The 6,263-nt window shown below is 69.7% G+C and carries 6 protein-coding genes; 4 read left to right on the top strand and 2 right to left on the bottom strand.

Going from position 1 to position 6,263, the window contains the following annotated elements; all coding sequences use genetic code 11:
• The coding region (locus RMO04_RS14990; RefSeq protein ID WP_309645573.1) for an ATP-binding protein at positions 1 to 1,498 on the top strand (1,498 nt) is incomplete at its 5' end.
• Positions 1,499 to 1,559: 61 nt separating this feature from the next.
• Positions 1,560 to 2,756 carry a CaiB/BaiF CoA-transferase family protein gene (locus RMO04_RS14995; protein ID WP_309645574.1) on the top strand — a complete coding sequence of 399 codons (1,197 nt, stop codon included), beginning with the start codon at positions 1,560 to 1,562 and terminating at the stop codon, positions 2,754 to 2,756.
• On the opposite strand, the gene RMO04_RS15000 is transcribed toward RMO04_RS14995, so the two are convergent.
• Positions 2,753 to 3,589, bottom strand: a complete 837-nt coding sequence (locus tag RMO04_RS15000) for a transglycosylase SLT domain-containing protein (protein WP_309645575.1) — start codon at positions 3,587 to 3,589, stop codon at positions 2,753 to 2,755. The two genes, RMO04_RS14995 and RMO04_RS15000, sit on opposite strands and share 4 nt — an antisense overlap.
• Positions 3,590 to 3,759: 170 nt before the next feature.
• On the opposite strand from RMO04_RS15000, the gene RMO04_RS15005 reads away from it, so the two are divergent.
• Positions 3,760 to 4,446, top strand: a complete 687-nt coding sequence (locus tag RMO04_RS15005) for a TonB family protein (protein WP_309645576.1) — start codon at positions 3,760 to 3,762, stop codon at positions 4,444 to 4,446.
• Between the two features lie 58 nt (positions 4,447 to 4,504).
• On the top strand, positions 4,505 to 5,257 hold the full coding sequence (locus RMO04_RS15010; RefSeq protein ID WP_309645577.1) for a TylF/MycF/NovP-related O-methyltransferase: 753 nt from the start codon (positions 4,505 to 4,507) through the stop codon (positions 5,255 to 5,257).
• Here the strand turns inward: RMO04_RS15010 and RMO04_RS15015 are convergent.
• Positions 5,244 to 6,263: FAD-dependent oxidoreductase (locus tag RMO04_RS15015; RefSeq protein WP_309645578.1), on the bottom strand; the 1,020-nt coding region annotated here is incomplete at its 5' end. The genes RMO04_RS15010 and RMO04_RS15015 overlap by 14 nt on opposite strands.

Here is a 6,263-nt window from a genome sequence, read left to right on the forward strand (position 1 = left end):
CGTCGCTCAGATGTCGGCCTTCGCCGACGGTGCGGGACCGGCGCGAGAGCCATTGATGCTGACCGCTCTGGCGGCCTCCGTGGTGATCGTCTTCTTCGCCGCGCCCTGGCTGCCCAGCCTGCTCATCGTCGGCTCGGCCGCGGTGGCCGGCCCCTTGTTCTTCCTGTTCAACAATCCCGAAACCCGGGAACTCGCCAACATCGCCTGGGGGGCCGTGGCGCTCGCCATGGCCCTGGCCTTGATCCTAAACCGCATCCTGCGCGGCCAGTTCGCCCTGGCCGTCGAGCGTGAACTGTTGATCGCCGACCGGGCCGGCATGGTGGAGTCAGCGAATCGTCTCGCCCGGTCCAAGTCCGACTTGGTGGCGACCTTGAGCCATGAAATCCGCAACGGCCTGACGGGCGTCGCCCATGTGCTGGCCGCCGCCGTTGGTCACAACGGCCGTTCGGCCCCGTCGCGCGAGCAGCTCGCCGCGGCGCTGGACGCCGCCAACGACCTGATCTCGGTCCTGAACACCACGCTAGACTCCGAAACCGCCGAGGCCGGCCGGCTCTCCGTGGACACCCGGCCCTTCGACGCCGTCGGGCTGCTTCGCGACCTGGTCCTGCTTCACCGTCCAAACGCCTCGGCCAAGGCGCTGGAGATCAACCTGCACGTTTCGCCGGAACTCGCCCTGACCGAGCGCGGTGCGGCCGTGGCCGACGTCCATCGGGTGCGACAGATCCTCGCCAACCTGCTGGGCAACGCCCTGAAGTTCACCGTTCGCGGCAGGGTCGAGGCGCGGATCGAGCTGGCGCCGTCGGGCCGCCTGGCGATCGAGATCGCCGACACCGGCCCCGGCCTGTCGCTTGACGAGTTGGAGCGCGCCTTCGAGCCTTTCAACCGGATCGAGCGGACCAGCGCGGGCACCTCCGGCGCGGGCCTTGGCCTCTCGCTCTCGCGTCAACTGGCTCGGCTGATGGGCGGCGAGCTTTCCGGCCACAGCGCCGTGGGCGTGGGTTCCTGCTTCCGGCTGGAACTGCCCTATGACCAGACCGCGCTGCCCGACCGAGACGGCGACGCCAACGAGCCCGCCACGCCACTCGCCGTCGAACGCCACGGCCTGCGCGTGCTGATCGCCGAGGACGATGCCCTGAACGCCGCGATGCTGCGCGCGGTCATCGAACAGCTCGGCCACCAGGTCGTTCACGCCATCGACGGGCGCCGCGCCGTGGACCTCTCCAAGGTTTGCGAGTTCGACCTGCTGATGATCGACGGGCGCATGCCCAACATGGATGGCCCCGCGACCATCGCCGCCATCCGCGAGCTGGAAGGCCCGATGCGGCACGTGCCGATCGTCGCGGTGATCGGCGGCGACGCGGCCGAGGCGAAGGAGTGCAGCCAGGCCGGCGCCGACGCGGTGCTGCGTAAACCGGTCAGCGTGGGCGCGGTGGCCCGCGCGGTGGCCGACGCCATCGCCGTCGAACGCGAAGGGCCGAAGATCCGCGTCGTCGCCTGACGCCCTTGAGGCGCCCACCCCCAGCAGTCACTATGATTGAAAAGAGCTGGGAGGGACGTGCATGGTGCTCAAGGGTCTGAAGGTGGTGGAGTTCGCCTCCTACATCGCCGCGCCGGGTGCGGCGGGGATCATGGCCGACTGGGGCGCCCAGGTGATCAAGGTAGAGCGGCCGCAGGGCGACCCGATGCGCCACGCCTTCGCCGACGCCAAAAGCGAGATCACGATCAACCCCACCTTCGACATGGACAACCGTGGCAAGCGCGCCGTGGTGCTGGACATCTCCAAGCCGGAAGGCCGCGACGCGCTCGCCAAGCTGGCGGCGGAGGCCGACGTGTTCCTGACCAATGTCCGTCCAGCCTCGCTGAAGCGCGCTGGTTTGGACGACGTGACCCTGCGGGCGACCAATCCGCGACTGGTCTATGCGGTGGTGACCGGCTACGGGCTGGAGGGTCCCGACGCCCACCTGCCCGGCTTCGACGTGACCGCGTTCTGGTCGCGGGCCGGGGTGGCTCGGATGCATACGCCCAAGGGTCAGGACCCGTTCATCCTGCGCACTGGGGTCGGCGATCACACCACATCGCTGGCCACCGTCTCGGCGATCCTGGCCGCACTCTATGAGCGCGAGCGGACGGGGGTGGGCCGCCTGGTGCAGACCTCGCTACTGGCCACCGGCGTCTATGCCGTCGGCTCCGACCTGGCGGTCCAGCTCGTCCTCGGGCGCGTCGCCTCCAACCGGCCAAGGTCGGACCCCTTCGATCCAGTGGCCAACTTCTACAAGAGCCGCGACGAACGCTGGTTCGTGCTCAATCCGCGCGGACAATCTGGCGACTGGGCGCTGATCACGGCCGCCTGCGGACGCCCCGATCTGGCCGACGACGATCGCTTCAAGTCGGGCAAGCTGCGCAAGGCCAACAGCCAAGCCCTGGTCGCCGAGTTCGAGGCGGCCTTCGGGGCCCTCGACTTCGACGAGATCGCCGCCCGGCTCGACGGCGCGGACCTGGTTTGGGCGCCGGTCCAGACCCCCGCCGAGGTGTCGGCCGATCCTCAGGTCCAGGCTTCAGGCGCCATCGTGGAGGTCGAGGACGGCCAAGGCGGGATCTTCCGTTCGCCGGCCGCGCCAGCCCGCTTTCCCGGCGCCGATTCGGACCGGCGCCCGCCCGCGCCGCGCCTGGGCCAGCACACGCACGAGGTTCTCGCCGAGCTCGGCTATTCCCCCGCGCAGATCGAGGCGATGGTGAGCGCCGGCGCGGCGGTCTAGCTCGACTTGTCGCGGGCCTCGGAGAGCACCCGCAGCATCTCGCTGGAGAACATCGAGCCCGTCAGTCGGGAGCTGACGCTGGCGCCGGCGTCGTCGCGCGATTGCGATCCGCGCAGGATGATGTCGACCAAGGCGTCTTGATCACGCTGCACCTCGCCCTGCCGCGCCGAGGCGTACTGGATGAAACCGCCCAAGGGTTGCGGAGCCGCCGGTCGGCTCATGGGCGCGGGTCCAGACCCGCCGGTCTTGGTCAGGTTGGCGTAGACCTCCGCCACGGTGGCCGCGCGGCCATCGCGGTAGAAGATCGCGCGATTGGACCCCGCCGCGTCGGGGAAGATGCTCGCGGCGCTGGCGCCGGGCCGGGTGCGCATCGCCTCGATCAGCCGCGCGGAGCCCTGCGGTCCCAGAAAGTGGGCGGCGTAGAGCTCGCCCGCCGTCGGGGTCCTGCCCGTGCGGCCCTTGAGATACGAGGCGTGGTCGGAGGTCAGCTCGCCGGCCATCAGCGAGGCGGCATGCGGATCCATCCGCAGGTCCATGACCGCCTTGCGCGCCTCGGCGCCCGCCACTCGGAAACGACCGTCGGGCCCCTTCTGGATCAGCTCGGCGTAGCGGGCGTAGCCGTACTTGGCGCCGTGCTGCTTGAGGGTGGAAAGCCAGGTCTGCTCTACGAACTGGAACAGGCCCGCCGCGGAAGAGGTCGAGGCCTTGGCCTTGGGGTTGTATCCGCTCTCGCGCGCCGCGGTGCCCATGAGAAATCCGAAATCCACGCCCGTCGCATTCGACGCGCGTTGGATCGCGGCTTCGACGACGCCCCGGATTCCATGGATGGCCATGGTCCCTGGTTTGCCCGCACATGGTTAATGCGTCGCTAACCATACCGCGGCGGGTTGGCGCACCGTTCGGGCGCGAAAGCGTCACCATTCAGCTTCCCTTACGTCAAGATCGCGACACGATCCCGGCGCGACCCTTTGTTTCGAGACGACAAAAACAAAGGGAGGTCTCCATGGTCATCCATCAGGCTCTGCCGGTTTTCGCGGGCCAAGCCGGATCAAAGCGCCGTCGTTCGCCACAGGTGACAATGGCGATCGCCGCGTCCATCGCCGTTCACGCCGGGATCGCGGTCTATCTGGCGGTCAAGACCTGGACGCCGCCGGAGGTGGTCGAGCTGCCGGAAGGTCCCATCTTCGACATCCGCACCGTGACCCTGCCCAAGAAGGCCGCGGACATCCCGACGCCGCAGCGCCCAACCGTCTCGCCGCGCGAGACCCAACCCATCGAGGTCCCGACTCCGACGCCAATCCCGCTTCCCCCGACACCGCCGCTGACCCAGACCGATCCCGAGCCGCCGATCCTGGCGCCGCCGACCGTGACCCCCACGCCGCCCGCCGGGCCCATCTTCCTGCAGCCGAGTTGGCTCACCAAGCCTGGCGCACGGGAGTTCGCCCGGTTCTATCCGGACTCGGCCCTGCGTCGGGAGGTGGGCGGTCTGGCCATGTTGAGCTGCACCGTGCGTGCGGCGGGTACGCTGGCGGGCTGTCAGGTGCTCAGCGAAACCCCCGCCAGCGAGGGATTCGGCCGTGCTGCGCTGAGGCTCGCACCTTACTTCCGGATGCGTCCGCTGACCGCCGACGGACAGCCTGTGGACGGCGGACAGGTGCGTATCCCCGTGCGGTTCGGGGTCGATGGCTGAACGGAAACCATGGACGGCGGCTGGACACAGCGGCCCGACCTCATGATAGAGCCGGGTCATGAAACTCCTGCCGCCTTCCTTCCTCGGTCGAGCCTTTTTCGGGCTACTGGACGGCGACAAGTTCCTCGCTGCCCGTGACGCTATGCTGGACCAGATTCAGTACCGGCACGGCGTCTTCGCCAGCGATAACCTGATCACCTGGGACAAGGCGCTGGGGTTCCTGCGAGAAGACGCGTTCGCCCACGCGGTCAACAAGAACACCACCACCGGCCTTGAGCGGGGGACGGTCTGGCGGCTGTCGACCCTGGTCTGGGCTGCTCGGCAGGCCGCCCATCTCGACGGCGACTTCGTCGAATGCGCCTGCTACCGCGGGAGCTCGGCGCGTACCGTGGCCGACCTGGTGGACATCTCGGGCCGTCGCTACTTCCTGTACGACCTCTTTGAACACGACGAATCAATGCCGCATCACGCGATGGCCGCGCACTCGGCGACGCTTTACGACGAGGTCCGCGCCCGTTTTCCCGAGCCCAATGTGATCATCACCAAAGGCCGGGTGCCCGACAGCCTGGCGCAGGCCGCGCCTGAGCGGATCGCCTTCATGCATCTGGACCTCAACAACGCCGAGGCCGAAATCGGCGCCCTGGAAGTCTTATGGGACCGCATCCTCCCCGGCGGCGTCCTGGTGCTCGACGATTTCGGCTGGGCCTCCTACGGCAAGCAGCATCTGGCCGAGACCGCTTGGCTGGGCGCGCGCGGCCACCACATCCTCGAGATGCCGACCGGCCAGGGCCTGGTGATCAAGCACGCCTGACGGCGTCAGCCGGACCCCCGAATCGCCCCGGGTCCAGCCGCTGCGCATGCGGTCCAGCCTCGCCTCCACGCACGCAGTCCACGATGATCCTGGCGACCAGGGGCGCCAGCAGCCAGCCGTTGCGCCGCGCGCCCACCGCCAGCAACACGCCGTGATGGCGGCCGCGCCCGACCATGGGCAGGCCGTCGGCGGTGGCCGCCCGCACGCCGGCGCAGGCGGTGATCTGCGCCTCGGCGACCTGCGGGAACAGTCGCGCGCCCGCGGCCAGCAGCGTTGCGACCTCCGCCGACTCAACCAACCGGTCGTCGCGGCCTGTCTGCATGGTGGCTCCGAGGGTCATCGCGCCGGGCGCCGCCGTCACATAGACCCCCTCGCCGCGCACCACGATGCCGTCATAGGCCTGGGCCTGGCTGCGCAGGATATGGCCCTTGATCGGGGTGAGGCCCGACAGTTCCGGCGCGACGACTGCGAGGTCGCGCGCGGCGCCCGTGGCGATCACCAGCCACTCACCGCCCTCGAACCCCCGCGCCGACTGTTGGCGAAAGACGACACCCGCGGCCTGGCAGGCGGCGCGCAAGGCGCTCAGCGCCACGCCGGCTTCGATCCGCCAGTCCTCTCGGATCAGCACGCCCCGACGCCAGGTTTCGGCCAGGCCAGGCGCCAGCCCTTCCAGCGCCCGGCGCGGGAGGTCGGCGGGATGCAGGCCCAGCGCGCGCAGGCCCACGTCGGCGCGATCCAGAAAGCCGTTCTCGCCCACGGCCACGGCGCCGGCCCGGTCGACGACGATGCCGAGCCGCGCTTCCAGGGCAGGCCACAGATCGCGGGCATGGAGCAACAGGTCGAGTTGCGGCGGGCTCGCCGGGTCAAGCAGGCTCTCGAAGGCCGGCGCCAGCATGCCGGCGGCGATGCCCGACGCGTTGTCGAGCGCATCGGCCGGGTCGAACACCGTGACCTGGGCCCCGGCGTCGGCCAGGGCCAGAGCGCTGGTCAACCCCAGGGCGCCGGC

This window comes from Phenylobacterium sp. (assembly GCF_031412415.1).
Taxonomy (GTDB): domain Bacteria; phylum Pseudomonadota; class Alphaproteobacteria; order Caulobacterales; family Caulobacteraceae; genus Phenylobacterium.

Excerpts from the sequence above, each read along its gene's own strand:
- RMO04_RS15005 (WP_309645576.1), top strand. The coding sequence starts at position 3,760 with ATGGTCATCCATCAGGCTCTGCCGGTTTTCGCGGGCCAAGCCGGATCA.
- RMO04_RS14995 (WP_309645574.1), top strand. The coding sequence starts at position 1,560 with ATGGTGCTCAAGGGTCTGAAGGTGGTGGAGTTCGCCTCCTACATCGCC.
- RMO04_RS15000 (WP_309645575.1), bottom strand. The coding sequence starts at position 3,589 with ATGGCCATCCATGGAATCCGGGGCGTCGTCGAAGCCGCGATCCAACGC.
- RMO04_RS15010 (WP_309645577.1), top strand. The coding sequence starts at position 4,505 with ATGAAACTCCTGCCGCCTTCCTTCCTCGGTCGAGCCTTTTTCGGGCTA.